The organism is Caenispirillum bisanense (assembly GCF_039523075.1).
Lineage (GTDB): Bacteria > Pseudomonadota > Alphaproteobacteria > Rhodospirillales > Rhodospirillaceae > Caenispirillum > Caenispirillum bisanense.
Window position 1 is genome coordinate 1 of the sequence record NZ_BAAAEP010000054.1, and the last position, 24,430, is coordinate 24,430.

At 71.8% G+C, this 24,430-nt stretch carries 17 protein-coding genes; 4 read left to right on the top strand and 13 right to left on the bottom strand.

The genetic code is table 11. The features are described 5' to 3' along the window. Positions 1-905: hypothetical protein (locus ABD056_RS18900; protein ID WP_343869254.1), on the top strand; the 905-nt coding region annotated here is incomplete at its 5' end. A 14-nt stretch (positions 906-919) separates the two neighbouring features. Here ABD056_RS18900 and ABD056_RS18905 read toward each other — a convergent pair. Beyond that, the gene (locus tag ABD056_RS18905; RefSeq protein ID WP_343869255.1) at positions 920-1,540 is read right to left on the bottom strand and encodes an inner membrane-spanning protein YciB; all 621 of its coding nucleotides are present in this window, start codon (positions 1,538-1,540) and stop codon (positions 920-922) included. Positions 1,541-1,965: 425 nt separating this feature from the next. Here ABD056_RS18905 and ABD056_RS18910 point away from each other — a divergent pair, with 425 nt between their 5' ends. Further along, positions 1,966-2,679, top strand: coding sequence for a helix-turn-helix transcriptional regulator (locus ABD056_RS18910; protein ID WP_343869256.1), 714 nt, complete (start codon positions 1,966-1,968; stop codon positions 2,677-2,679). A gap of 129 nt (positions 2,680-2,808) precedes the next feature. Continuing rightward, the gene (locus ABD056_RS18915) at positions 2,809-4,044 is read left to right on the top strand and encodes a TIGR03087 family PEP-CTERM/XrtA system glycosyltransferase (RefSeq protein ID WP_343869258.1); all 1,236 of its coding nucleotides are present in this window, start codon (positions 2,809-2,811) and stop codon (positions 4,042-4,044) included. A gap of 35 nt (positions 4,045-4,079) precedes the next feature. Here the strand turns inward: ABD056_RS18915 and ABD056_RS18920 are convergent, their stop codons facing one another. From ABD056_RS18920 to ABD056_RS18960, 9 genes are all read right to left on the bottom strand, one after another. Continuing rightward, positions 4,080-5,360 carry a hypothetical protein gene (locus ABD056_RS18920; RefSeq protein WP_343869260.1) on the bottom strand — a complete coding sequence of 427 codons (1,281 nt, stop codon included), beginning with the start codon at positions 5,358-5,360 and terminating at the stop codon, positions 4,080-4,082. Between the two features lie 13 nt (positions 5,361-5,373). Next, positions 5,374-6,945, bottom strand: a complete 1,572-nt coding sequence (locus ABD056_RS18925; protein WP_343869262.1) for an MBOAT family O-acyltransferase — start codon at positions 6,943-6,945, stop codon at positions 5,374-5,376. 135 nt (positions 6,946-7,080) lie between these two features. Then, positions 7,081-8,430, bottom strand: coding sequence for a PEP-CTERM-box response regulator transcription factor (prsR, locus tag ABD056_RS18930; RefSeq protein ID WP_343869264.1), 1,350 nt, complete (start codon positions 8,428-8,430; stop codon positions 7,081-7,083). Then, positions 8,427-10,556 carry an XrtA/PEP-CTERM system histidine kinase PrsK gene (gene prsK, locus ABD056_RS18935; protein WP_343869267.1) on the bottom strand — a complete coding sequence of 710 codons (2,130 nt, stop codon included), beginning with the start codon at positions 10,554-10,556 and terminating at the stop codon, positions 8,427-8,429. The genes prsR and prsK overlap by 4 nt, the downstream gene beginning before the upstream one ends. A gap of 1 nt (position 10,557) precedes the next feature. After that, complete coding sequence (locus tag ABD056_RS18940; RefSeq protein WP_343869270.1) at positions 10,558-12,039, bottom strand: TIGR03013 family XrtA/PEP-CTERM system glycosyltransferase; 1,482 nt, start codon at positions 12,037-12,039, stop codon at positions 10,558-10,560. 299 nt (positions 12,040-12,338) lie between these two features. After that, positions 12,339-13,166, bottom strand: coding sequence for a PEP-CTERM/exosortase system-associated acyltransferase (locus ABD056_RS18945; RefSeq protein ID WP_343869272.1), 828 nt, complete (start codon positions 13,164-13,166; stop codon positions 12,339-12,341). Positions 13,167-13,304: 138 nt separating this feature from the next. Beyond that, on the bottom strand, positions 13,305-16,109 hold the full coding sequence (prsT, locus tag ABD056_RS18950) for an XrtA/PEP-CTERM system TPR-repeat protein PrsT (protein WP_343869274.1): 2,805 nt from the start codon (positions 16,107-16,109) through the stop codon (positions 13,305-13,307). Between the two features lie 203 nt (positions 16,110-16,312). Further along, complete coding sequence (locus ABD056_RS18955; RefSeq protein ID WP_343869276.1) at positions 16,313-17,524, bottom strand: glycosyltransferase; 1,212 nt, start codon at positions 17,522-17,524, stop codon at positions 16,313-16,315. A 28-nt stretch (positions 17,525-17,552) separates the two neighbouring features. Then, positions 17,553-18,776 carry a TIGR03088 family PEP-CTERM/XrtA system glycosyltransferase gene (locus ABD056_RS18960; RefSeq protein ID WP_343869277.1) on the bottom strand — a complete coding sequence of 408 codons (1,224 nt, stop codon included), beginning with the start codon at positions 18,774-18,776 and terminating at the stop codon, positions 17,553-17,555. A gap of 232 nt (positions 18,777-19,008) precedes the next feature. Here ABD056_RS18960 and wecB point away from each other — a divergent pair, with 232 nt between their 5' ends. Beyond that, entirely contained in the window at positions 19,009-20,103 is a 1,095-nt protein-coding gene (wecB, locus tag ABD056_RS18965) for a non-hydrolyzing UDP-N-acetylglucosamine 2-epimerase (protein WP_343869279.1), read from the top strand. Between the two features lie 31 nt (positions 20,104-20,134). On the opposite strand, the gene ABD056_RS18970 is transcribed toward wecB, so the two are convergent. From ABD056_RS18970 to ABD056_RS18980, 3 genes are all read right to left on the bottom strand, one after another. Further along, positions 20,135-21,793 (bottom strand): hypothetical protein, encoded by a 1,659-nt coding sequence (locus ABD056_RS18970; protein WP_343869280.1) that lies wholly within the window; start codon positions 21,791-21,793, stop codon positions 20,135-20,137. Between the two features lie 8 nt (positions 21,794-21,801). Then, entirely contained in the window at positions 21,802-23,058 is a 1,257-nt protein-coding gene (locus ABD056_RS18975) for a TIGR04063 family PEP-CTERM/XrtA system glycosyltransferase (RefSeq protein ID WP_343869281.1), read from the bottom strand. A 170-nt stretch (positions 23,059-23,228) separates the two neighbouring features. Then, positions 23,229-24,170: an EDSAP-1 family PEP-CTERM protein gene (locus tag ABD056_RS18980; protein WP_343869282.1), complete on the bottom strand. Its 942-nt coding sequence runs from the start codon at positions 24,168-24,170 to the stop codon at positions 23,229-23,231. Positions 24,171-24,430: the final 260 nt, after the last annotated feature.

Below are 24,430 nucleotides of genomic sequence, written 5' to 3' on the forward strand. Positions count from 1 at the left end.
ATGCCGCCGACCGTCTGGCCGCCTTCCTTGCCGCCACCGGCGCCAGCGGCATCGCCGCCGCCGATGCCGTCACCGGCCGCTGGCTGGGCGCCCAGGCCGCCGCCCTGCCCACCGGCTGCCGCCTGTGGACGCCCGCCGCCGCCGCCCTTGCCGGCCTTGCCGACCGGACGCAGCAGGTGGAGGCGGCGCGGGCCGTCGGCCTCGACGTGCCACCGACCTATGTGGTGCGGGCGGCGCTGGCAGGGTCGGTGCCGAAGGGGCAGTTCCCGGTGGTGGCGCGGCCGCTGGATGCCACGACCGCCGCCGCCACCGCCCGCCGCTTCGCCCGGCGCGGCGACCTTGCCGCCCAGCTGCGCAAGGCGGGCGCCCTGGCGCCGCCGCTGGTGGTGCAGCCGCACCGGCCGGGGGCGCTGCTGCTGGTGCGCGGCTGCCGCGGCCACGACGGCGGCGTCTTCGCCCTGGACGCCTTCCTTGCCGAACGCACCCTGCACGGCCGGCCGGTGTCGCTGCGGCCGGCGCCGCTGCCGCCGCGCCTCGCCGCCCGCTGCGCCGCCTTCGCCGATGCCGGCGGGCTGACCGGACCGTTCGAGCTGGCCTTCACCGTCGCCGCCGGGCGGCTGTGGTTCGACGAAGCCGCCTATGGCTTCGGGCGGGCCGGACGGCTGGCCATGCGCCTCGGCTACGACCTGCCGCGCCACCTGCTCGTCGCCCATGGCGCCGCGCCCCGCCCGCCGACGCCGGACAGCGTGGCGGCGGCCTGCGCCGTCGACCGCAGCACCCTGCTGCGGCACGGCCGGGCGCTGCTGGCCGACAGCCTGCCGGCGGTCGACCGCCGCAGCGACGACAGCCGCTGGCGCCTGCTGGCGAGCGACCTCGGCGACCTGATCGGCGGACGCGGCGCCTGATCGCCCGGCTGCGGCTATCCCGCCGTCTCCGCCGCCGGGGCGGCACGCGACGGCATGCGGTCGCGCGGATCAAGGCTGTGGGATCGCAGGTACTTGTAGGCGGCGAACACGAACAGGCCGTCCAGCGCCGGGATGACGAAGGCCTTGTAGGCCGCCCACACGTCCGTCGCCGTCTCCCGCCACAGCACCTCGTTGGCGGCGGCCAGGCACACCAGGAACACCACCAGCGCCAGGGTGAGGCGTCGCCACGCCCGGTCGCGGGCATGGGTGCCGGCACCGAAGATGGACTTCAGCGGCAGCCGGCCGAACACCAGCGCCACCGTCAGCACCAGGGCGGAGATGCCGTTGACCAGGGTCGGCTGGACCTTGATGAAGTCGTCCTCGTGCCACCACAGGGTCAGGCCGCCGAACACCAGCGTCAGCGCCAGCCCGGCCAGCGGCAGGATGGGGATGCGGCGGGCATAGACCCACGACACCGCCGTCGCCACGGTGCCGCCGACCATCAGCGCGATGGTGCCGGCGAAGATGCCAAGCCACTTGGTGGCGGCGAAGAACACCACCGCCGGCCCCAGCTCCAGCACGAGGCGGGCGGCGCTTTCCCGCAGGTTCCACGACGTCGACTGCTGCTGCTGCACGGACCTCTGGCCCCTTCCGTTGCTGACAGCAGGAGAACGAGCCGGAGGCGCCGCAGGCTGCCGCCGGCCGGCCACGCCCCTTTCGAAGCCGCCGTTACACCAAAAGGTCACAGCCATTGCCCCTGGACAAAAGGCAGAATACACGAGACTTAAGTATGACTGATCCCTGGGACGGGCGGAGCAGCCGGTCCCGACAACGAAACGAGGTGTTCGAACAGCAGGATGGGCAGACGTCCAGTGATTCAAGGGCGTCGGAAAAGTAAACAGGGCTGTGACGGCGGAATTGTAAAATGTACCGACGTACTTCACGGGAATGATTCAAGTCTACCCCGAAATACCACAACCGCCTGACACATGTGCCGTTTACCGCCCCAACCCGGGAGCCCTAGCGTATGTTCCAGCAGATGGCGAATTGGAAGAACCCGATGGCGGAAAGGGACGAAACCAGGCCGGCGAGCGGTGGCGCCAGCGATCAGTCGAAGGGGTGGCCGCGGGCGCTCCTCTGTCTGGTAGCGCGCGAGGATCTCGGCGTACTGGGTGAACTGGTGGCGGACGTGAAGCACGCGCCGCTGTACTTCCTCGACCGGCCGGCCGACCTGTTGTCGGCCCGGCGGGAGGGAGCGGTGCTGGTGGCCTCGGCCAGCCGCGTCGCCAACGAACCGTGGTCCAACGCCATCGCCCAGGCCAGGCGGGCGGGGGCGCTGCCGACGGTGTTCCTCACCCGCTCCGACCAGATGATCGAGATCGCGCCCTATGCCGACCTCATCGACAACCTGATCTTCCTGGAAGTTCCGCCGCGCCGCCTCGGCCGGGCGCTGACCATGGCGCTTGATGGCTTCGTCACCCTGCCCGGCCGCGCCCGCGCCTCGCTGGCGGTGGACACGGTGCGGCAGGAACGGCTGCAGCGGCTGGACGACCTGGAGCAGGAGGTCATCGCCCTCATCGCCGAGGGCATGACCAACGAGCAGATCGCCCGCCGCCTCGGCATGGGGGAGCCGCAGGTCAAGCGCACGGTCAAGCGCATCCTCGACCATCTGGGCCTGCGCAACCGCACCGAAGCGGCGGTGTTCTACCACTGCGCCGAGGGGTCCATCCGCCCTGGCGGCGAGACCGGCGGCGGCAGCGGCCCGGCCTCGTGACCGCCTGACCGGCGGCGGCGCGGCCGTATTACCTCCCATTGCCGCCGCGGCTCGCCGCCTGAACCCTCGCGCCGGCGGGCGCGGCCCGTACCATGGCGGAACCCCGAACCGACCGTGACCGGAGCCGCCATGGCAGACGTGCTGTTCCTCGCCCAGCGCATTCCCTATCCGCCCAACAAGGGTGAGAAGATCCGCTCGTGGCGGCTGCTGGAGCGGCTCGCCCGGCGGCACCGCGTCCACCTCGGCTGCCTCATCGACGATCCCGACGACTGGCAGTACACCGACACCGTGCGGCGGGTGACCGCCGATGCCCACTTCGGCCGCGTCGACCGCCGCAGCGGCCGGGTGCGGGCCATGCGCGGCCTGCTGACCGGCGAGCCGCTGAGCGTCACCTACTTCGCCCGCGCCGACCTGAAGCGCTGGGTGCGGCGGGTGCTGGCGGAGGTGAAGCCGCGGGCGGTGGTGATCTCGTCGTCCAACATGGCGCCCTATGTGCTGGACGAGCCCAACCGGCCGCCGCTCATGGTGGCCGATGTGGTGGACGTCGACAGCGCCAAGTTCGCCCACTACGCCGACGACGCCCGCCCGCCCATGCGCTGGGTCTACCGCCGCGAGGCGGCTTACGTCGCCGACCTGGAACGCCGGCTGGCGGCGGAAGCCGCCTGGTGCACCCTGGTGTCGGAGCCGGAGGCGGCGCTGTTCCGCACCGTCGCCCCCAAGGCCCGCGCCCGCGTGCTGGGGGTGCCGAACGGCGTCGATACCGCCTTCTTCGACCCTGCCGTTCCCTCGGTGTCTCCCTACGACGGTGCCGGGCCGGTGCTGGCCTTCACCGGCCACATGGACTATCCCCCCAACATCGACGCCGCCCTGTGGCTCGCCAGCGAGATCCTGCCGCTGGTGCGGCGGAGCCTGCCGGCAGCGCGGCTGGCCATCGTCGGCGCCAATCCGGTGAAGGAGATCCAGGCCCTCGGCAGCCGCAAGGATGTGCTGGTGACCGGCCGGGTGCCCGACGTGCGGCCCTATGTCCGCCACGCCGCCGTCAGCGTGGCGCCGCTGCGCATCGCCCGCGGCATCCAGAACAAGGTGCTGGAGGCCATGGCCATGGCGCGGCCGACGGTGGTGACGCAGGCGGCGCTGACCGGCATCGCCGCCGTGCCCGGCCGCGACCTGCTGCTGGCCGACACGCCGGCGGCCATCGCCGCCGCCGTCCTGGAGGCGCTGCAGCCGGAGCGGGCGCGGGAGCTGTCGGCCAATGCCCGCCGCTTCGTGCTCGCCACCCACGGCTGGGACCAGACCTTCGCCGCCTTCGACGACATGCTGCGCGGCCTCGACGGCCCCGAAGCGGTGCTGGGCGCGGCGGAGTAGCGGGGACAGGGGCGCCGACCCGGCCCCCTCCCCTCTCAGCGGGTGGTGACCGGGGCGGCCCCGGGCTCGCCGCCCGTCACCGCCGCCCGCAGCGGCATGGCCGCCTGCCAGTGGATGATGGCCTGCCGCATGGGCTGGGCCTGGGCCGCCAGCACCTCCGGCGTCAGGCGGGTGCCGAAGGCCGGCGCCGCCATGCCCTCGCCGGCCGGGGCACAGTCCCGCCCCAGCGCCGCCGCCAGCATCAGCTCGCCCAGCTCGGCGCGGTAGTGCGCCGGTTCCCAGAACCAGCGCAGCAGGCTGCGGCGGTCGCCGGCGGCCGGCACCGGCTCCTGGCTGTAGGCGCTGAGGGTGTTGAAGTCCCACACCGCCAGGCCGCGCGGCTCGGTGATGGCCAGCACCGCCTCCTTCCACCGCCGCATGTCGCGCCACAGGCCGGCATCCTCCACCGCCGCCAGGTATTCGGCGTGGTAAGGGTTGAGCACCAGCAGCGTCCGCACCCCGCGGACCGCCAGGGTATCGAGCGTGGCGGCCAGCGCCGTCAGTTCCGGCGAGTCCTCGGCGCGCGGCGGCAGGCGCAGGCCGGGCTGGCCGAACAGGGCGTCCAGTTCCTTGCGCTTCTGGCGGAACAGCACTGCCTGGCCCTCGGCGGCGATGACGCCCAGGTAAGGCCGCGCCGGGTTGAAGCCGTCGTCGCGCAGGTCGGCCGCCTGCGGCAGCCGCTGCGACGCCAGGGTGACGGCGCTGTCGCGCAGGGCGCCGAGGGACAGGGTCGCCTTCCACAGGTCGGTCGCCTGCTGCTGCCAGCGATCAGGGTTGGGGGAGCCGTCGGGCAGCAGGCGCAGGCGACGTTCCGAATTGCGCAGGGTCTCGCCGCCGCTGCCGCCCTCGCCGGCGGTGGCGGTGTCGCCGGCCCGCAGGAAGTCGAGAAAATCCAGCGTCAGCACCACCGTCCGCACGCTGCCGGCATCGACCGCATGGCGCAGGGTCGCCAGCTGCAGGGTCAGCGACGCCCCCGGCAGGCCGAGGTTGTAGACCGGCCGCTCCGCCTCCGCCCAGCAGCGGGAGGCGGGATCGAGGCCGATCTCGGCGCGGGAGTTGCCGGCAATCAGGGTCACCGGCCGCGCCCGCTCCACCTGATAGGGCTTGGTCACGCGCGACCGCTCCACCGCCGCCGGCTTGACGGCGGTCAGCCCCTCCACCCGCGGCGTGCCGAACAGGGCATAGGGGTCCACCGCCACGTTGACGGCGGCGGCGAGGCCCAGGGTGGTGACGAAGGCGGCGGCGGCGAGGCCGAGGTAGCGGCGGTGCTGGGTCATGGGGTGGCCCGCTTCAGAACTGGAAGTAGAGGAATTCGGAGACGCCGGTCAGCGACAGCACGCCGAGGCCGGCCACCACGGGCCTCGCCACCGCCCCGGCCGGCGACGGCCGCCAGGCGAAGGCCGGGCCGGCGGGCGGACCGGAGACCGGCTCTGCGGCGGTGGTGGCGGGAGGCTCGGGCTCCGGCAGGCGGCGGATGCGGGCGACGATCTCCTGGGTGTTGGGGGCGAGCAGCGCCACCGGCAGCAGCACGGCGATCCACAGCCACATCCACACGAAGTCGCTGCCGCCGCCAAGGTAGCTGCCGACGCCCAGGCCCTGCAGCACCTCCCACCCCGGCCCCAGGCGCACCGCCAGGGCGTTGGGCAGGGCGATGCCGTTGGCGCCGGCCATGCCGGCCAGCAACGTCCAGGCGCCGTCGAAGCTCTCCGCCCGGAAGAACACCCACGCCACCACCACCGCCACCATGGTCAGCAGCCAGCCGCCGACCCGGCCAAGCGGCTGGCGCTCGCCGAACACCGCCCGCGCCAGGTGGGCGGCCATCAGATAGAGGCCGTGCAGCCCGCCCCACACCAGGAAGGTCCAGCCGGCGCCGTGCCACAGGCCGCCCAGCAGCATGGTGATCATCAGGTTGCCGTAGCGCCAGCCGCTGCCCCGCCGGTTGCCGCCCAGCGGGATGTAGAGGTAGTCGCGCAGGAACCGCGACAGCGTCATGTGCCAGCGGCGCCAGAACTCGATGATGCTGGTGGCCTTGTAGGGGGAGTTGAAGTTGAGCGGCAGGGTGATGCCGAAGATCAGCGCCGCCCCGATGGCCATGTCGGAATAGCCGGAGAAGTCGAAGTAGATCTGGAAGGTATAGGCCAGCGCCCCGCCCCAGGCGGCCAGCAGGTCGGGCCGGGCGCCCTGCTCGGCGGCGGCGAAGGCGCTGGAGGCATAGGGGGCGATGCCGTCGGCCAGCACCGCCTTCTTGAACAGGCCGATGGCCAGCACGGTCAGCCCGACGCTGACGTTGGCCGCCGTCAGCCGGCCGGCGGCGCGGGCGAACTGCGGCATCATCTCGCGGTGGTGGACGATGGGGCCGGCGATCAGCTGCGGGAAGAAGCTGACGAACAGCGCATAGTGCAGCGGCCCGTAGCCGCCGTCGTCGGCATTGGCCCAGGCATCGGCCAGATAGGCGATCTGCTGGAAGGTGAAGAAGGAGATGGCGAGCGGCAGCACGATGTCGCCCAGGCCCCAGCCGGCGCCGGCCACCGCGTTGGCGGTCTGCACCAGCAGGCCGGCATACTTGAACCAGCCGAGCGCCCCCAGGTTGGCGGCGATGCCCGCGATCAGCAGCGCCCGCGCCGCCCCGTGCCGCCCCGCCCGCCGACGGCCGGCGATGGCGCGGCCAAGGGCGTAGTTGACCACCATGGACGCGCCGAGCAGCAGCAGGTAGACCGGGTTCCACCAGCCGTAGAACACCAGCGACGCCAGCACCAGCCACGCCACCACGGCACGGCCGTCGCCGGACCGGCCGAGCAGGGCATAGCCCGCCGCCACCACCGGCAGGAACAGGAACAGGAACTCGTAGCTGTTGAAGAGCATGGTGCGTCGTGCCCGGCGGTGTAGAGGTGTTGGACACCAGGGCACCAGGAAGACCAGGACGGCCGTGCGGGGTGGTGACGGCCCCTTGGTGTCCTTGGTGTCCTGGTGGCCAGAAAGACAGTCGGACCCCCGCCGTCAGTCCCGCAGGCGCAGGGTGCGCATGAGGTCGTAGAGGGTTGGCCGGCTGACGCCCAGCAGCTTGGCGGCGGCGCTGACGTTGTTGTCGGCGACGCACAGCGCCTTGCTCACCGCTTCCATCTCCGCTTCCTCGCGGGCCATGCGCAGGGTGGGGAACTCGGCGGCGTTCAGGCGCAGGTCGGCGGCGGTGATCAGCACCCCGTCGGCCAGCACCAGCGCCCGCTTCACGCGGTTTTCCAGCTCGCGCACGTTGCCCGGCCAGTCGTAGCCGGCGATGGCGGTGACGGCATCGGCGGTGAAGCCACGCACCGGCCGCTTCATCTCGCGGGCATAGCGCGACAGGAAGAAGCGGGCGAGCAGCGTCGCGTCGCCCGGCCGTTCCCGCAGCGGCGGGATGTGAACCCCCACCTCGTCCAGGCGGTAATACAGGTCTTCGCGAAAGCGGCCGTCGTGGATCAGCGCCTGCAGGTCGGCATTGGTGGCGGCGATGACGCGAACGTTGACGGCGATCTGGCTGCGGCCGCCGACCCGCTCGATCACCCGTTCCTGCAGGAAGCGCAGCAGCTTCACCTGCAGCGGGTGTGGCATGTCGCCGATCTCGTCCAGGAACAGGGTGCCGCCGTCGGCCTGCTCGATCTTGCCCGGCGTGGTCTTCACGGCGCCGGTGAAGGCACCCTTCTCATGGCCGAACAGCTCGCTTTCCAGCAGGTTTTCCGGGATGGCGGCGCAGTTGATGGCGATGAACGGGCCGTCGACGCGACCGCTGCAACGGTGCAGGGCGCGGGCCAGCACTTCCTTGCCGGTGCCGCTCTCGCCGGTCAGCAGCACGTTGACGTCCGACGGCGCCACCCGCTCGATCATGCGCAGCACGTCGAGCATCTTCGGGCTTTCGGCGATCACCTCGGCCATGGGGCCGCGTTCGCGGGCGGCGGCGAGGCGGCGGTTTTCCTCCTCCAGCTCGGCCAGCTGCATGGCGCGGGCGACGATCATCCGCAGGGTGTCGATGTCCACCGGCTTGGGATAGATGTCGTAGGCGCCATCGCGCACCGCCTCCAGCGCGTGGACGCGCTCGGCATTGCCGCTGGAGACGATGATCTTCAGCCACGGCCGGAACGACAGCAGATCCTTGAGGATGCCGAGCCCTTCCGTCGCCCCGTTGGGATCGGGCGGCAGGCCGAGGTCGAGCACCACCACCTTGGGCTCCACCCGCCGCGCCGTCGCCAGCGCCGCGGCGCGGTCGCCGGCCACGTGCACCTCGTAGGTGTCGGCCAGCGCCCACTTGAGCTGTTTCGCCAGCCCCTCATCGTCCTCGACGAGCATGAGGATCGGCTTCCCCTGCGACATCATACGGCCTCCCTGGCTGGTGCAAGCGTCCCGCCCGCGACCGCCGCCTGCGGGCGGTCCAGCGGGAAGACGATGCGCATGATCGTGCCCTTGTTGGGCTGCGTGGTGACTTCAAGCCGGCCGCCCATCTCGCGCACCAGCTCGCGGCTCTGGAAGGCGCCGAGGCCGTAGCCGTCGGCCTTGCTGGTATCCAGCGGCCGGAACAGGCGGTCGCGGACGTAGGCCGGGTCCATGCCGATGCCGTCGTCGGCCACCTCCACCGCCACCGTGCCGCCGCCGCGCACCAGCCGCACCGCCACCCGGCCGCCGGCCCCGGCGGCTTCGATGGAGTTCTGCAACAGGTGGTCGAGCACGCTGGCGAAGGTGTCGGCCGGCGGCGCCGGCAGGCCGGGACCGGCGGCGGCGGCCAGATCGGCGGTCAGGTCGGGCTTGCGCCGGCGCCAGCGCGCCACCGCCGCCGCAACCTGCGCCGCCAGGTCGTCGGCCGGCGCGGTGGCGGAAGCGATGGCCCCGCCGGACGCGGACGACGCCTCGCGGGTCTGGCGCAGTTCGCCGAGCAGGGTGCGCAGCTTGCCGACGGCGCCGGCGGTGGTTTCCAGCATGTCCTTCTGGAACTCGGGGTCGTGGCCGACGCGCTCGGCATTCTTCAGCATCAGGTCGAGCTGGCTGACGATGTTCTTGACGTCGTGGACCAGGAAGGCGGTGCGCTTGCTGAAGGCTTCCAGGCGGCGGGCATCGGACAGTTCGTTCAGCGCCTTCTCGGTCGCCAGGGTGGCGGCGGCGTGGCGGCCGACGGTCTTCAGGACGTCGAAGTCCTCCCACGTCAGCGGCCGCCGCACCCGCGGCTGCGCCACCACCACGAAGCCGATGACGGTGCCGCGGATGGGCAGCGGCAGCACCAGCCACGCCCCCGGCACGCCGCCCAGCCAGTCGGGCGGGGCGAAACCGTAGAGGTCGGGCTGGCGGCGCATCTCGTCCAGGTCCACCACCCAGCGGCGGGCGGTCATGAAGCGCACCAGCGGCGCATCGTCGGGCAGCGCCGGCAGCGGCGCTGACAGGTTCCAGGCGGCCGAGGGGATGAAGGCGCGGTCGCGCTCCTGCAGCATCCACAGCGCCCCGGCGGTGCCTTCCACGATGTCGCAGACGGCGCGGATGACGCGGTCGTGCAGGGCCTCGGCGTGGCCCTCCTCGCCGCCGGCCAGGGTGCCGGTGGCGCGCAGCCATTCGGCGCGGTAGTCGTAGCGGTGGGTGAAGAAGTTCTTCGCCACCCACACCCGCGCCCGCGCGCGCGACGCCCCCGACAGGAACACCACCCCCAGCAGCAGCAGCGACCCGGCCAGGAACGCCGCCTGCGTCGCCGAGCCCCAGGTGCCGCCGACCTCGCGGATCCAGTAGCCGGCCAGCGCCATCAGCATGAGGTAGAGGCCGGCGGCCAGCAGCGTGGTCGACTTCAGCAGCAGCTCGCGCGAGGGCTGCAGGCGGCGGGTGCCGGTGCCGCGGCGGAACAGCGACACCACCACGGCGCCGGCGCACAGGGCGTCGACCATGCCGCGGGCGGCATACATGTCGGCATCCAGGCCGTTGAACAGCAGCCCTTCGGCGAACAGGAAGACATCGAAGGCGAACAGCAGCGCCACGCCCAGGCACAGGTGCTTGACCGCCCAGCGTTCCTCGGGCTCGCGCTGGCGCAGGATGGACTCCACCAGCGCCAGCCCGGCCACCGCCAGCATCACCAGCACCGCCGGCATCAGCCCGGCGACGCCCGGCAGGCGGTCCTCCAGCAGCGCCACCAGCGCCACCAGGGCGCCGGAGCCGGCCACCAGCAGCGGGCCGAGCAGCAGCAGGCGGCGGCCGTGCAGCAGGCGGGCGATTTCCGCCAGCACCACCAGCCACGCCACCATGCGCATGGCCTCCAGCACCAGGCTGGCGGGCGCCGGGGCGCCGGCCATGGCGACGGCGGCGGCCCAGGCGGCGGTGATGGCGGCCGCCCCGGCCACTGGCCAGCGGCGGGCCGCCGCCAGCTCGTCGCCCCGGCGCATCACGGCGACGGCCGCCACTCCGAGGAAGGCGGCCGCGCACAGGCCGTAGGCCCAGGTCAGGATATCGCTGCCGGCCGCTGCGGGCTCCACCTCAGCGCGCCCCCTCGTTCCACAGGATGACCTTGGCGGTCTGCACCAGGATCAGCAGGTCGAGGAACAGGCTGCCGTTCTTCACGTAATAGAGGTCGTAGGCGAGCTTGCGCTTCGCGTCCTCCACCGAGGCACCGTAGGGGTAGTTGATCTGCGCCCAGCCGGAGATGCCGGGGCGGACCGAGTGGCGCTCGCGGTAGAAGGGGATCTGCTCGGCCAGCTGGTCGACGAAGAACGGGCGTTCCGGGCGCGGGCCGATGAAGCTCATCTCGCCCTTAAGCACGTTCAGCACCTGCGGGATCTCGTCGATGCGGGTCTTGCGCAGGAAGCGGCCGACCGGGGTGACGCGGTTGTCGTTGGCGCGCGCCCACTGCGGACGGCCGTCCTTCTCCGCGTCCACGGTCATGCTGCGGAACTTCATCAGGTTGAAGGTCTGGCCGTTGAGGCCGACGCGCTCCTGCCGGTAGAACACCGGGCCGGCGCTGGTCAGCTTCACCGCCAGGGCCGCCGTCAGGGTGATCGGCAGGGTGGCGAGCAGGAAGGTCAGGCTGACCGCCACGTCGAACATCCGCTTGGCGACCTGACGGCCGAGCGACAGGCGGAAGCCGTCGGAGAAGATCATCCAGCCGGGGCGCAGGGTATCAAGGTCGATCTCGGCCGCCTCGCGCTCCCAGAAGGTGGCGTAGTCGGCGATGGCGACACCGGCCAGCTTGCACTGCAGCAGGTCGTGCAGGGGCAGGCCGCCGCCGTTGGCGCCGCCGCTGCCGCGGCGTTCGCGGGTGGTGAGGACGATCTCGTCGATCCGGCGGTCGCGCACCAGCTGCTGCAGCGCCTCGCGCTCCTCCACCAGCCGGCGCGGAAACACCTGCCAGCCGTGGCCGTGGGAGGACAGGCCGCCTTCCCCGGTGTCGACGAAGCCGACGATGCGGAAGTTGCGGTGGTGGGCCGGGTTGCCCAGGTCGGCCAGCCGCTGCGCCGCCGTGCCGGTGCCGAGCACCAGCACCCGGCGCTTGAACACGTCGAGGTCGGCCAGCTCAACGAAGAAGTAGCGGATCAGCAGGATGGCGACGCCCGCCGCCGGGGTGGCGAAGCCGAGCAGGATGACATAGCCCGACCAGTCGGTGCCGGCCCAGGCGGCATAGGCCACCGCCGCCATGGCAAGAGCCACGAACAGCAGCGGGAAGATGACCAGGCTGCGGCGCACGAAGGTCTTGATGTCGAAGAACATGCGGCGGCTGTACATGCCGACCGATGCGATGACGACGACGCCGAGCAGGGCCAGCGCCCGCGGCACCGCCTCGTCCTGCCAGCCAAGGCCATGGAACAGGCTGTCGACGACCCGGCCGTCCAGGCCGACCGTCGCCGGCCACAGCAGCTGGAACAGCAGCGACAGGCCGTCGAACAGGGCCAGCAGGACGCCCGCCTCCAACAGCGCCAGAAGCAGCACGGGTACCGCAATGTGGTGCCCGAAAACCCGCAGCATGTGCGCTCTCCGTGATGGTGGGATGGATGATCGAACCACCACAGAAGCTATCGGATCGCCCCGGGGAGCGACAAAGGCGGGGAGAGGTTAAGGCAGGCCGATTCAGGCCTACCCCCTCGGAAGGAACAATATTTCTCAGGTAACCGGTAGAAGAGGGGAAAGAAACCGGAAGGGATGCCGCAAAGGTGGCGGCCCTCTCCCGATGCCCCCTCGGCAACACGCCAGCCCCGTCCGGAAGACCCCCTCCGGCCTCTGGACGGGACTGGCACACCGCATCGCCGCGGAACCGTCCGGCGGGCTTACGGCGCGTAGGCGAGCAGGTCGCGGCACAGGCGGCCGCGGTCGGTGAGGATGTCCCACACGTCCGGCCGTTCCGCCGCCACGTCGGCCTGCAGGTCGCGCAGTTCGCGGCCGCAGGGCTGACGCCAGCCATACAGCGGCACCAGCGGGCCAAGGGCCTGGAAGTAGATGCCGAAGCGCTGCAGCAGGCGCAGCAGGGTCGGCTCGGTCACCATGGTGACGTAGGACAGCCGGTGCTTGACCATGGCATGGAAGATGCCCTGCAGCAGGCCGATGGTGATGTAGGGCACCAGGCGGCGCACCTCGTCGTCCTTCGGCGGCTGGCCCATGCGCGGGTCGTAGACGTCGGGGACGATGCTGCCGTCCGTCAGGCGGCGGCGGAAGGCCTTGGTGACGGCGAACCGCGACACCTCGCCGGCGCGCACGAAGGGCACGTGGCTAGCCAGGTCGGGCATCTCGCAGTGGTGGACGAACTGCAGCTCGTCGCCCGGCGTCGAGACATCCGGCAGGATCAGGCGGACGGTGCCGGCCGCCTCGTTGCTGGCCCGGTGCATGAGCAGATAATGCTCGGACCGCTCGTCGTACTCGTCGAATTCCATCTGGTCCGGGTAGTCGGCCGGATCGAGATAGGAATTCTCCTCCGCCAGCACCTGATAGCGCAGGTTGAAGACCTTGCGCTTCAGCTCCGCCGTATCGGCCGGAACGATGACGAAGTGACGGTTGTACAGGTCGAAGAGGGTTTCCCCCCCGTCTTGCTGCGGCGGAAGGGCTGGCGCGCTGGATGTCGCGTGCCGCCCTGCGGACAAGGCGATCTGGCTCATGGTCATCTCGATGCTCTCTCTGCGGTCTCTCAGGTCGCTATGTGCGGGGCGACCGGCCGCGGCTTTGTTTTGGTGCCGCTTGGTCCGGTCGCCTTATGCTTTCACTCTCTCTCCACGGACACAGGACCGCCGTCCGCCCCGGTGTCATCCACCAAGACGTGCAAGAAGTTCCCGTGCATACTCTTTTCCGGCGAAGTCTTCGGCTTTGAGCAGGTCACTCAGGATCTGCTTTGCCTCTTCTGTCTTATTCTGCACGACCAATGCTTCCGCGAGGTTAATGCGGAAGCCCGGTTTTGCATTTTCTGCCGCCGCACGACGGAAAAGAATCTCCGCCTCGGCCGCTTCCCCGCGGGTCAGCCGGATCTGGCCCTCGGTATCCAGGATCTCGGCGCGGTCGCCGCCGTGCAGGCGCGCGTCCGTCACCTCGTCGAGCGCCGCCTGAAGATCACCGCTCTTCATCAGCACCCAGGCATGGTTGTTGCGCGCCACCCAGTTGGCAGGCTGGGCCTCGCTCAGCAGGCGCAGGTTCTCGCGCGCCGCCGGCCAGTCCTGGCGGGCGATCTGCCAGGTGGACAGCAGCAGCCGGGCCTCGGTGTCGTCGGGATGGCTGGACACCCACTGCGACACGCGGGTGATGCCGGGGTTGCCTTCGGTGGCGAACTCGGCATGGGCCAGCAGCAGCACCAGGTTGCGCGGCGGCGCCTCGAACCCCGCCAGCCGGCCGCGCAGGAACTCGGCGCCGCGGGTGGGGTTGTCGTCCAGCTGCAGGCGGGCCTGCTGCTCGATCACCTTGGGCTCGTCGGGCGCCAGGGCGGCGGCGGCGGTGACCAGCGGCTCGGCATCGAAGCGGCGGCGGTCCTGCATGTAGAGTTCGGCCAGCTGCACCATCGGCAGCGGGTCCTGCGGCGCCAGCTTCACCAGCTGTTCCAGGCTGCGCTGCAGCAGCACGCGGTCGCCCATGCGGATGGCGGCATCGGCGAGCAGGCGGTAGTTGCCTTCCACCGGCTCGACGTCGACCAGCGTCTGCAGGGCGGCGACGGCGTTGCGCATGTCGCCGGCCCCGGCGCGGGCCAGGGCGACGGCGCGCAGCACGCGGGCGTCGCGCGGGTGCTTGGACAGCATGGGCAGCACGAGGGCGAGCGCCGGCTCGTGGCGGCCGTCCTCGATCAGCAGGGCGGCGAGGCGGACGCGCGGCTCCACTTCCTCCGGCTTGGCCTGCTGCGCCTTTTCCAGCCACTGGCGGGCGTCGGCGGTGTCGCCGCCGTCGGTCGACAGGCGGGCGAGGCGCATGAGCATCTCGTAGTCGTTGGGGGTCCGCAGGTGGACGCCCATCAGCACGTCGCGCGCCTCCTGGTGCCGGTCGGCGAGGATGAGCAGCGACGACAGGTTGCCGGCGGCATCGGCCGCCGCCGGGTTGCGCTTCAGCGCCTCGCGGAAGGAGGTCTCGGCCCCCTCCACGTCACGCCGCGCCACCCGCACCAGCCCTTCCATGGTGTAGCCGGCGGCGGCATCGGGCTTGCGCGCCTTGAAGGCCTCGGCGAAGGCCATGGCATCGTCCAGGCGGGCGGTGCGCAGCAGCAGCGCGAAGTAGACGCCGCGCGCCCGGTCATCGTCGGGATTGGCCTCGAAGGCCTTGCGCAGCAGGTCCAGCGCCTCGTCGGTCTGGCCGAGGTCGTTGCGCACCATGGCCAGCTGGCCCAGGAAGCGGGTGTCGCTGGGCGCCAGTTCGGTGGCCCGGCCGAGCAGCCGCGCCGCTTCCTCCAGGTCGCCGGCCTGACGGGCGGCATCGCCCAGCAGCGCCACCACCTCGGGGCTGTCGCCGTCGCTGGCGGCGACCTGACCCAGCACCTCGTGCGCCTCCTGCACCCGGTTCAGGCGCAGCAGCGAAGCCCCGAGGGCGAGCCGCACCTCGCGCGGGGTCTCCGGGCGGGCGGCGAAGCTCTGCAGCAGGCGCACCGCCTGCTCGTCCTGGCCGAGGCCGTACTTCACCAGCCCGGCCACCATCTGGGTCTCGACGTTGCCCGGCTGCAGGGCGAGGCCCTCCGCCAGCTCGCGGTCGGCGGCGGCGAGGTCGCCACGGCGGTAGGAGACGAGGCCCTTCAGGTAGTGCGCCACCGGCAGGCCCTGCACCCGCTCCATCACCCAGCGCAGGTCGCTCTCGGCGCCGTCGAGGTTGCCGGTCTCGATCTGCGCCTGCACCAGCGGGATGCGGACGAAGGGGTTGAACGGATAGCGGTCCTTGAGGCTCTGGTAGACCGCCAGCGCCTTCTGCGGCTCGCCACGGCGCATGGCGATGTCGCCGGCGAGGTAGATGGCGTCGGCTTCTTCCGGGTCGGCCTTCAGCGCGGCGTCGGCGGCGGCCTGGGCGGCGGCGAGGTCGCCGTCGCGGAAGGCCAGCCGGCCGATGCCGATGTGGCCGAGGGCGCTGTCGGGGGCGAGCGCGATGGACTGGTCGAAGGCGGCGCGGGCCTGCGGTTCCTCGTTCATCGCCAGGTGGGCGCGGCCGGCCAGCGCCAGGGCATCGGCGCGCACCCGCGCCGGCACCGCCTCCGGCAGGTCGGCGGCGGACTGGACGACCTCGCGGTTGCGGCCGGTGGCGAGCCACGCCATCAGCAGCGGCTTCAGCCATTCCTCGGCCGGGGCGCCGAGATCGCGGGCCCGCGCCAGCTGCACCTCGGCGCGGGCGGTGTCGCCGAGATCCATGTAGATGCCGCCCAGCAATGCTTGCGCTTCGGCGTTCGCCGGCTCTTTCTGCAGCGCGTTCTTGAGCTGGATGATGCTTTCGCTCACCCGCCCCTCCTCTCTGTACTGACGCGCTTCTGCCAACAGATCATCGACCGCTGCCCTAGCCGGAGACGCCCCGACGGGACCAAACGCGGTCGCCAGAGCAAGTGCCGATACCGCGAATGCGGTACGGAAAGAAGTAATGCGGGCCTGAACGATCGTCATGATACCACCTTTTCTCAAAGGAAAGAGGCGATCCCGCACCTTGAGCCAAAAGTTTCTGACATACGCCTAAAGTTCGGCAGTGGTCTTCGGCTCGGCGGGAACAGTAATTCACTGGGTTTACGGCAACAAGGCGGGCCACAGAAATGTCACCGCCCCGACTACACGACTCGGATACTTGACCACCTCTGCGTGAGGACTCTGCCTCAGGCAGCTACCGCAGCGCGCATGCGCCCGTCCCCGAGTCGCCGATAGAGGCGCGACAGGGCCGACCCGGTGGTCTGCCAGGAGAAGGACTCGGCATGGCGGCGGGTGGCGTCGCGGCTCGGCGGCGCCGCCAGCAGGGCGGCCACGGCGGCGGCCAGGGCCGGTCCGTCCACCGTCTCCACCAGCCGCCCGGCGGCCGGCACCGACACCGCCTCGGCGGTGCCCGGCAGGTGGGAGGCGACCACCGGCGTGCCGCAGGCCATGGCCTCCATCACCACGTTGGGCAGGCCCTCGCGCTCCGACGGCAGCAGCAGGGCATCGGCGGCGCCGTACCAGGGCGCCAGCTGGTCCTGCACCAGCCGGCCGAGGAAGCGGACCCGGTCGGCGACGCCCAGGCGGGCGGCCAGGGCCTCCAGCCGCGGCCGTTCCGGCCCGGCACCGGCCACCACCAGCCGCGCCGCCGGCAGGGCGGTCAGCGCCTCGATGCACAGGTGGCAGCGCTTCAGCGGCACCAGGTTGCCGACGAACAGCAGCACCGGCGCGACGTCCGGCGGCGGCAGGTCGAGGGCGAGGCGCAGGGCCGCCCGGCACGGCGGTGGCGTGAACACGTCGAGGTCGACGCCGTTGCGCACCACGTGGATGCGCTCCGCCGGCGCCCCCAGGTCGGCCAGGGCGTCCTTCAGCGACTGGCTGACGGTGACCATGGCGCCGGCCAGGCGCGCCGCCTCCAGGATCATCCGCCGTGGCCGGGCGAAGCCGGGCAGGATGTTGACGTCGCTGCCGAGCGCGGTGATCGCCAGCGGCACCCCGAAGCGGCGGGCCAGCATGGCCGCCGCCACCCCGTCGGGGTAGAAGTAGTAGGCGTCGATGAGGTCGAAGGCGAAGCCGTCGCGCCGCAGCCGCTCCACCGCCGGCAGCACCGCCCGGTACATCAGCTGCGGCGCCACGCCCATGCCCACCTTGGGGATGGACGGATAGCGCGGGTAGAGCACCGGCACGCCATGGCGCACGTCCGCCGCCGGCACGCGGGCATAGGTGGCGTAGGCGCCGAAGCGCGGATGGCGGAACGGAAACCACGGCACCGGCGCCACCACCCGCGCCTCCAGGCCGGCATCGGCGGCCAGCAGGGCGCGCAGGCGCAGTTCGGTGAACACCCCGTGCTGCGGGTTGGCGGTGCTGGGATAGAGATTTCCGAAAGTGAGGATGCGCATGCCGGCGCCGTCTCCGTCCAGGCGAGGGTCAGGCGGCGGCGCGGCGGCCGGCGCGGTGCGCCAGCAGGCGCTCGTAGGTGGTCAGGTAGCGGTCGACCATGCGGTCGAGGGCGAACTCCGCCATCACCCGCGCCCGCCCGGCCTCGCCGTGGCCGCAGCGCAGGGCGGCATCGGCGGCATAGGCGGCCATGGCGGCGGCCATGGCATCGGGCTCCAGGCGCGGCACCAGCACGCCGGTGCGGCCGTCGTCCACCAGTTCCGGGTTGCCGCCCACCCGCGTCGCCACCACCGGCAGGCCGGTCGCCATGGCTTCCAGGATGGTGTTGCAGATGCCCTCGGTGCGCGACGGCAGCACGAAGACGTCCAGCCCGCGCAGCAGCCCCGGCACGTCGTCGCGCCGCCCCGGCAGCCACGCCAGATCGGAGGCCCCGGCGGCGGCGAGGATGGCGGCGCACTCCTCGCGCAGCGGGCCGTCGCCCACCAGCACCAGCCGCAGGCGGGCGCGGGCCTCGGGCAGGCGGTCGAGCAGGCTGACGAAGGCGCGCGCCAGGGTCACCTGATCCTTCACCCCGGCCATGCGGCCGACGGTGCCGAACACCACCTGGTCCGGCCCGGCGAAGCCCTCCGGCGCCCCGGCCAGTGGCGCCCGGCCGTGGCGCGGCGGGTGGAAGCGGGCGGTATCGACGCCGTTGATGATGCGGCTGATCTTGGCTTCGGGCAGGCCGACACGGTCGGTGAGCCAGGTCTCGATCTCGCGCGACAGGGCGATGTAGTGGTCCACCGCCGGCTCCACCAGCCGCCGCAGCAGGTTGTAGCGGCGGTTGGCGCCGGTTTCCTCAATGGCGTCGCGGCCGTGCTCGCCATGGACGATCACCGGCACCCCGGCGCACCACGCCGGCACCACCATGTCGGCGGCGGGCAGGTTGCGGGTGTGGACCACATCGGGCCGCAGGGCGCGCATCAGCCGCCACAGCCGGCCATAGGCAGCAGGGTCCTTGCCCGGCTTCTTGCCGAGCACATGCACCGCCACCGCCGGATCGCGCAGCCGCTCCGCCATGGGGCCGGACTCGCGCAGGCACACCACGGCATGGCGGCAGCGGCCCGGCGGCGTGCCGTTGATGATGTTGACGAGGCCGTTCTCCATGCCGCCGACCCCCAGGCTGTCGACCACATGCACGACCAGCGGCACCCGGCCGCCGCTCGGCTGTGACGACGGGCGGGCAAGGGTGACGGCGGTACCGGCAACTGTCATGCGCGAACTCCCCTGATTCGGCAGTCGCCGAAGGGTCGCGCGGCAGCGGGGCCACATCAATGTTTACGACGGACTACCCCCGACGGCGTAGAGTAATTCTCATGAAGTTCCCGCCCTCTCCTTTCCGCCAATTCATACCGCGCCGCAGCACAATTACAATACCGCCGCAGCTGCCTTGGCAGATACTTCTGTCATGGTCTTGGCACAGCTTTCTCACTCGCCAGGAGTTCCCATGCCCCCGCTCGTGCACGTCATCGCCGCCGCCCGGCCCAACTTCATGAAGGTGGCGCCGCTGATGCACGCCCTGCGCCGCGAAAGCTGGTGCCGGACGGAACTGGTCCACACCGGCCAGCACTACGACGCCAGCATGTCGGACGCCTTCTTCCGCGACCTGGCGATCCCCACCCCCGACCATCACCTGGGCGTCGGCAGCGGCAGCCATGCGGAACAGACCGCCGGCGTCATGATCGCCTACGACAAGGTGTGCCGGACGGCGCGGCCGGACTGGGTCATCGTGGTCGGCGACGTCAATTCCACCGTCGCCTGCGCCCTGGTCGGGGCCAAGCTGGGCATCCGGGTGGCGCACCTGGAAGCCGGCCTGCGGTCCTTCGACCGCACCATGCCGGAGGAGATCAACCGGGTGGTGACCGACAGCATTGCCGACCTGCTGTGGACCCCCTCCCCCGACGGCGACGCCAACCTGAAGCGCGAGGGCGTGGCGGCGGAGCGCATCGAGCGGGTCGGCAACATCATGATCGACACCTTCGAGATGCTGCGCCCGCGCATCGAGGAGGAAGCCGGCCACCGCCGCTTCGGGCTGGAGGCCGGCGGCTTCGGCGTCGTCACCCTGCACCGGCCGGCGAACGTGGACGATCCGGCGGTGCTCGGCCGGCTGGTGGACGGGCTGGCGGGGCTGGCGCAGCGCATCGACCTGGTGTTCCCGGTCCACCCGCGCACCCGCAAGATGCTCCAGACCGCCGGCCTGCTGGCGCGGCTGGAAGCCTGCCCGCGGCTGCAACTGGTGGAGCCGCTCGGCTACATCGACTTCATGGGGCTGGTGACCCGCGCGGCGGTGGTCATCACCGACTCCGGCGGCGTGCAGGAGGAAACCACCTACCTCGGCATCCCCTGCCTGACCCTGCGCCCCAACACCGAACGCCCGGTCACCCTCACCGAAGGCAGCAACCGGCTGGTGACGCCCGACAGCCTGCCGCAGGAGGCCGAGGCCGCCCTCGCCCGCGGCCGCCGCACCGAGGCGCCGCCGGCCCTGTGGGACGGCCGCACCGCCGGGCGGGTGGTGGACTCCCTGCGCCGTCACCTCGCCTGAGGCTCCGGCCCGCGCCCCGCCGCCGGGGCGGCTATTGCAGCTCCGGCGGCCGCTTGCAGATCCACACGCTGTCGTGCCGCACGACGGTGAAGCAGTCATAGTCCGGCAGGTAGCCGAAGCCCTTCCACACCCGCTTGTTGAGCGGCAGCTTCTCCGGCCCGGTCTGCGGCTGGTCGAAGGGGCCGCGCCAGCGCCAGGTGGCGGTGTCGAGGGCGTAGAGGCCCTTGTTCGGCTGGTAGACCGCCAGGGTCCGGCTGCCGGCAAAATGGTCGCCGAGGGCGAGCCAGGAGGCGGCGGTATCCACCCCCTCCGGCAGCGGCACCCCGCCGTCCACCGGCTCGAAGGCTCCCATGCCGCCGGCATCCACCCGCCGCGCCACCACCAGCTGGCGGCTCTTGCCCGACGCCCAGGTGAGGAACGCCCGCCCCTCCGCCGCCCCCGGATCGGCGATCACCGCCGCCGAGGGCGAGCCATAGGTGGCGCGCAGGCCCTTGCCGCCGGCCGCCATGGCAGAGGTCCCCTTGGCCACGTCGACGATGAAGGCCTGGCCGTTCTGGCCGGTGTAGCACAGCAGCCGGCCGTCCCCCAGGTACTCGCTGTAGCAGTCGAAGCCGTTGCCGTCGTGGGCGATGGTCTCCGCCCCCAGCCAGCGGAAGTCGCGGGTGTCGATCACCCAGATGCCGCCCGGCTTGGCCGAGCCGCCGGGATAGCCGGCCGACCCGAACACATAGACGCGGCCACGGTCGGGCGCGTAGGACAGGCCGGCGTAGGTGTGCGTCGACAGCGGCGCATGGCGGCCCCAGATGTTGGGCCAGGGGTAGTGGTAGCGCTTGCCGTGCGGCCGCGCCGCCACCGGCGCCGTCGGGTCCAGCAGGTCGGGCTCCTGATCCTCCCCCACGCCGGTGTTGCCGACCACGTAGCGGGCGCTGTCCTCGGTACGGTGCCAACGCTGGCTGCGGTAGTCGAACACCGCCACCTCGCTGCCCAGCCAGTCGCCATGACCGCCGCCGGTGAAGACGTAGAGGTTGCGGTCGGGCAGCAGCACGCCGCTGGAAAAGGCGAAGGGAATGCCGTTGGTGCTGGCGACCGGATTGTCGGTCTTGCCGGGAAACCAGTAGTAGGGGTCGAAGCCGCCGTCCTGCGGCCGCACCACGTCGCGGTGGCGGTTGCGGTCGATGCGCCGCCATTCCCCCGGCGGCAGGTCGGCGGCGGCCTCGGCGGTGAGGTCGGCACGGCGGTAGCCGACCAGCGGCGTCGCCGTCACCGCCGGCTGCGCCGCCTTGTCGTGCTGCGGCCAGTGGGGCGCCGGGTCCTGCGGCGCGGCGCGGTCGCGGGGGTGGAACTCAACGACGATCTCCTCCCCCGCCGTCAGCGCCGGCAGCAGCAGGGTCACAGCCGCCTCGGCCAGGCTGCCGTCGGGATGATGGGCGACCGCCTCCACCGTATAGGCCGGCACCGGCAGGTCGGAGGCGACGCGCGGCTCCGGGTGCCAGCCCTGCGGCACCGCCCCGGCGGGAAAGCGCGGCCGCAGGGTGGCGTGATGAAGGTCCGGCACCGCCGCCGTCGCCCGCCGCGCCAGGGCCCCCGCCACGCCCTGGGTGGCGGAGCGTTCGAGCAGCCCGGCATACCAGCCGGCGCCGCTGCGGCGGGCCTGACGGGGGTCGAGCGGCCGGTACAACGGACCCGTCATGCCGCCCCTCAGGCGCTGGCGCGGGCGAGCGGCGGCGGCACCGCGGCGGGCCCGGTGCGGCCGCCGACCAGCGGTTCATAGACGCCGCGATAGCGCGCCGCCACCGCCGCCCACGAGCGTTCGCCCGAGACATAGGCATGGGCGCGGTCCAGCACCTCGCGCCAGCCGGCGCGGGCGGTCAGCACCTCGTCCACCTTGTCGGCGAGCGCCTGCGGATCGTCGGGGCGGAACAGCCAGCCGGTCTGGCCGTCGCGGATCAGTTCCCGGTGGCCGCCGACGTCCGACGCCAGCACCGGCTTGCCCATGGCCATGGCCTCCAGCGGCTTGAGCGGCGTCACCAGTTCTGTCAGGCGGATGGAGGTGCGCGGGAACACCAGCAGGTCGACCAGATCGTAATAGGCCTGCACCTGCTCGTGCGGCACCCGGCCGGTGAACAGCACCCGGTCGGCAACGCCCAGGTCGGCCGCCAGGGCCTTCAGGCGGGCATCCTCCGGCCCGCCGCCGACCAGCAGCACCCGCACCTCCGGCCGCCGCGCCGCCAGCGCTGGCAACGCCCGCAGCAGCACGTCGAGCCCTTCATAGCCGTAGAAGGAGCCGAGGAAGCCGAGCACCACGGCGCCGCGCAGGCCAAGCTCCTGCTCCAGCCGCGCGTCGCGGCGACCGCCGCTGCGGAAGGCGGTGACGTCGACGGCATTGGGGATGACGGTGATCTTGTCGTGCGGCACGCCGCGGGCGATGAGGTCGTCGCGCAGGCCGTGGGCGATGGTGGTGACGGCATCGGCCCGCCGCACCGCCCAGCTTTCCAGCGCCCGCGTCAGGCGGTAGCGCCAGTTGCCTTCGCGCGAGGTGCCGTGGCTGGCCGCCGCGTCCTCCCAGAAGGCGCGGATCTCGTAGACCACCGGCAGGCCGAAGCGGCGGCCGACGCGCAAGGTCGGCACCGCGTTCAGGGCCGGCGAGTGGGCGTGCAGGATGTCCGGCCGCTCCTGCGCCACCACCTCCGCCAGCCGGCGTTCGAGCGTGCGCATGAGCATCAGTTCCCGCATCACCGGCAGCGCCGCCGGGCCGCGCTCCGGCAGGCGCGGGGTGCGGTGGAACTCCAGCCCCTCGACGATCTCCCGCGGCAGGCTGTCGCGCAGGTGCTTGGGGGATGTGATGTGGCTGGTGGTCCAGCCGAGCGCCCGCTGGTGACGGAGGATGCCGAGGGTGCGGAACGAGTACCCGCTGTGCAGCGGCACCGAGTGGTCGAGCACGTGCAGGATCTTCATGCCCTGTCGTCCTTCCTGCCGGGATCAGAGGCGGCCATGGTGGGCAGCGGGACGGCGGCCGGCAAGCTATCGGGCGGACTACGTCTTGCGCGGCCGGCGGCACAAAAAAAGAAGGCCGGAGCCCGAGGGCCCCGGCCAGTCGAGAGTGCGAGACAGAGGATACGGCGGCGTCAGGACGCCTTGCCGTCACGGCGACGGCGGATGGCGCCGAAGCCGAGGATCGCCAGGCCAGCGCCCAGCATGCCGACGGTGGCCGGTTCGGGGACCGGAACGACCGCCGGGTTCACCACCGTGGTGGCGGTGTGATTGATGGTGAAGTTGTAGCGCACGCCGCGCTGCAGGGTGATGGGGATCACCAGGCTGCCGCTGTCGCTGAAGGAGGCGGAGGTGAAGGGCTCGGAGATGGCGACGCCGATGTTCAGCTCGGCCGGGGCCAGCACGATCGGGGTCGGACCGCCGAGGATGGTCACGAAGAACTGCGAACCGGCCGAGGCGTCCTGGATGCCGTTGTCGATCTCATGCGCGACCAGCAGGTCGATGAAGAAATCGAGCGACAGTTCCAGATCGACGGTGCCGGTACCGCCCATGATCATCTCGAACTGCACGCCGCCCTGCGTGGTATTGGTGCTGGTGGCGCGGCCAATGGTGGTGCCGTCGACTCGTGCTTCGCCCAGCACGGTGGAGGTAACGCCGGCGGGGCGGCCGACGCCCGTAACCAGCGCTCCGCTGATGGTGCCTTCGGCTCGCGCGAAATCGGAGCCACTCGGCGCCCCCGCACAGGCCGCGCCATTCTGCACGCACACGGACGTGGAAAGGCTGTTTCCAGCAATCGGATTAAGGACCACGCCCCGATCATACGCAAAATCATCGGTAGCGGTCGGGGCAGCAACAGTGCCGTAGTTGCTCAGGTACGCCGTACCGCCGACGCTGTCGGTGAACGACAGGTAGCTGAAGTCGGCCAGGTTGACGATCCCGCCGCTGGCATAGTTGAGGGTGACGTTGGAGAACTGAGAGTAGGCATAGCCGTAGACGTCCGCCTTGGCTTCGCCGGCCGCCGCGACCGAGATCGCCAGAGCGCCCGCCAGGGCCGCGTACTTGAGTCTGCTGAGCATGTCGCCATCCTTTTCTTGGGTCGGTTCGGCGCCCCTCCCTGCCCCCCTTGGGGCCTCCGGCGGGTACGCGCCTGCCCTCTCTATGCAGCCCCCGTGCCAAGTCGTTAAGTTATTGATTTTATTCGAGTTTGAACGGGTTACTCCGGTTTTGCAGGGGGTATCTGGCAAGAATCCCGACACCTGTTCCCGGCCCCTGGCCGCTGCCCGCCGGACGCCTGCGGGCGCCCTGCCCCGATGGCGCGGAAACCTTGCTTTGCAAG